The sequence below is a fragment of the Rhodobacter viridis genome (assembly GCF_003217355.1).
GTDB classification, from domain to species: Bacteria; Pseudomonadota; Alphaproteobacteria; order Rhodobacterales; family Rhodobacteraceae; genus Rhodobacter; species Rhodobacter viridis.
The window spans coordinates 1-2,160 of sequence record NZ_QJTK01000044.1 but is presented as its reverse complement, the minus strand read 5'-3'; the positions used below and the strand labels follow the sequence as shown (position 1 = coordinate 2,160).

The window sequence follows — 2,160 nt, the reverse complement described above, 5'->3', positions numbered from 1 at the left end:
TTGAACTCCTTCGTGAACTTCCGTCTCACCATGTCCGATCTCCGTTTCCTTGGTCACGATCTTATCTTCGTGTCCACGAAACCGGCAGCAGGCCATCAATTCCGTTTCGTCTGGAGAACATATCGCGCAACAATGTTAACATCATCTGACTGATGTATGGCTGACAACGGGCTTTAATGGCGCAGGCGCCCTCATGGGGTTGATTTCAGGCACGCCGTGGGGGTGCGCCTAGGCGCCGAATTCACTTTTGGAAAAACGGCTTATCGTACTGCCGATGTCTTCCGACAGCTGCAAGATGGCAGATACAAGCCGCATGAAGGCGGGGTCGGTTGAGCGCCAATCCGCCCCGAGTTGCGCCGCAGAGGCGGGTGAGAACGCACCTCGGCTGCAAACGATGCCGACGCAGCTGCGCATCCAGACATCGCAGTGGCCGCAGGCGACAGCCCTCGATCAAACACTTTTCGCTGAAATCGAGCCCCGGATCGATCTCAGCGAAAAGCTGTCATAGCGCAAGAGGGACTGCGACCTTCAGCCCTGAAGGTCCCCCGCCACGAAGCGGTTCATCACGCCGCCGATCTGTTCGGAGAGCCGCAAGATCGTCTCCAGCCGGGTCTTTATTTCCGCATGAAAGAGATCGAGTTGATCGATGGTGGCGACCAGCCCGGTACCGTTCTCGCGCAGCCGGCCGCATTCGACGCGCCCCATCACCCGGATCGTGTCAAGGCCCAGCATGAGTCGCCGGATCTCTGCACTGGATCGGGCGAGTTCCTCTGCGTGGCCGACGGCGCTCGCAAGCGCCGTGCGGCTTTCCTGCAGGGTCAGGTCGCGCGCCCGCCCGAGCTTTTCCGCCTCCATTGGCCAATCGACCCCGGCGACGGGGTCCGCCTGCCGGAAGCTTGCGATCATTTCTGCTAACACCCGATTGGCGCCGAGCAGAAACAGCGCCCGGGCAACCTGGCGCGAGACACGGTCGCACAGATTTTCCCGGCCACTGACGAAGCTGCGCAACCTGTCGGAGATGACGAGGCTGGAGGCCCGGTAATTTTCCGAGATCGCGGAGACGGGTCCGCCCGAGGGTTCGAGGCGGGAGGCGACGAGGCGCATGTTGTTCGGAATCGACTGGAGCGCCTCGAAGCTGCGCAACAGTTTCTTCTGTTCCTGCGTCACCCGCTCAAGGGCGTCGTTCATCTCGATCAGGCGTCGGGTGCGCGGGTCTGCGGGGCGCCCCAGCCGAGTATCGCGGGCGGCAAGCTCCTGTCCCAGAGCGCTGGCCATGAAGGTGGTATAGCTGGTGAAGCCCGCCTCTGTGACAGTCGTCCACAGCATCCGCGCGCTGTCGCCGGGGTCGAGCCGCTCGGTCCGCTCGCGGGCGGCGAGATCGGCATAGACCGCGCCGATTTGCGTGAAGAGCGGCGTCGAGGGCTTCAGACGGATCGACAAAAACCCTTCGTCCGTCGGCAGGATCACTGCAAAAACCCAGTAGTAGTCGCCGTTGCGGGCGCGATTCTTGACATATCCGCCCATTGGATGGCCGCCGCCAAGCGCATCCCAAAGGATGCGAAAGACGGCCCGAGGGGTGTCGGGGTGACGGATGATCTTGTGGGGAGCCCCGAGGAGTTCCGCCCAGGCAAAGCCGGAAACCCTTTGGAACACGTCATTTCCGGCCAGAATGACCCCTCGACGATCAGTTCGGGAGAAGAAAAGATCCTCGAAGCCGAAGTTTACCTCGCCCTCCGGCTGGCCTGAGAGATCGTGCTGATGGGTCATGAAGCTTTCTCGCTGAAATTTTTGGAAAGCCTATCGTTCACGGTCTTAACGCCCGATTTACGGCGACTGAAAAATCGCTCCAGCATGATCATGACGCGCTTTGCATGCGAGGAGCGGCGGAACGGCTCCCAGTCCTGGATCCCCCGGAGCGGTTCAGTGCTAACCGGACATCTTGAGGTGGTCCCCAGCCAGCGGACAGTTTGCTAAGCTTGCCGCCAAGGAAGACGAGGACGAACAGCGTGGCTGGCAAACGGCAGAACTACAGCGCGGACTTCAAGGCGAAGGTGGCGCTTGAAGCGTAAGCGGTGCATCGGCCCGATAAACCCCGATTTTCGGCCCCTGAGGGGAAAGATTCTTGGCGCAATTCCGCGCCCGGGGTCGAATCGAGCGATG

2 protein-coding genes are annotated in these 2,160 nt (G+C 61.2%); one reads left to right on the top strand and one right to left on the bottom strand.

What is annotated here, in order from left to right; all coding sequences use genetic code 11:
* Window positions 1-274 precede the first annotated feature (274 nt).
* Window positions 275-508 (top strand): hypothetical protein, encoded by a 234-nt coding sequence (locus C8J30_RS18970; RefSeq protein WP_110807479.1) that lies wholly within the window; start codon window positions 275-277, stop codon window positions 506-508.
* Window positions 509-528: 20 nt separating this feature from the next.
* Here C8J30_RS18970 and C8J30_RS18155 read toward each other — a convergent pair whose 3' ends face one another.
* Window positions 529-1,767: a PAS domain-containing protein gene (locus C8J30_RS18155; protein WP_110807478.1), complete on the bottom strand. Its 1,239-nt coding sequence runs from the start codon at window positions 1,765-1,767 to the stop codon at window positions 529-531.
* Window positions 1,768-2,160: the final 393 nt, after the last annotated feature.

Excerpts from the sequence above, each read along its gene's own strand:
- C8J30_RS18970 (WP_110807479.1), top strand. The coding sequence starts at position 275 with ATGTCTTCCGACAGCTGCAAGATGGCAGATACAAGCCGCATGAAGGCG.
- C8J30_RS18155 (WP_110807478.1), bottom strand. The coding sequence starts at position 1,767 with ATGACCCATCAGCACGATCTCTCAGGCCAGCCGGAGGGCGAGGTAAAC.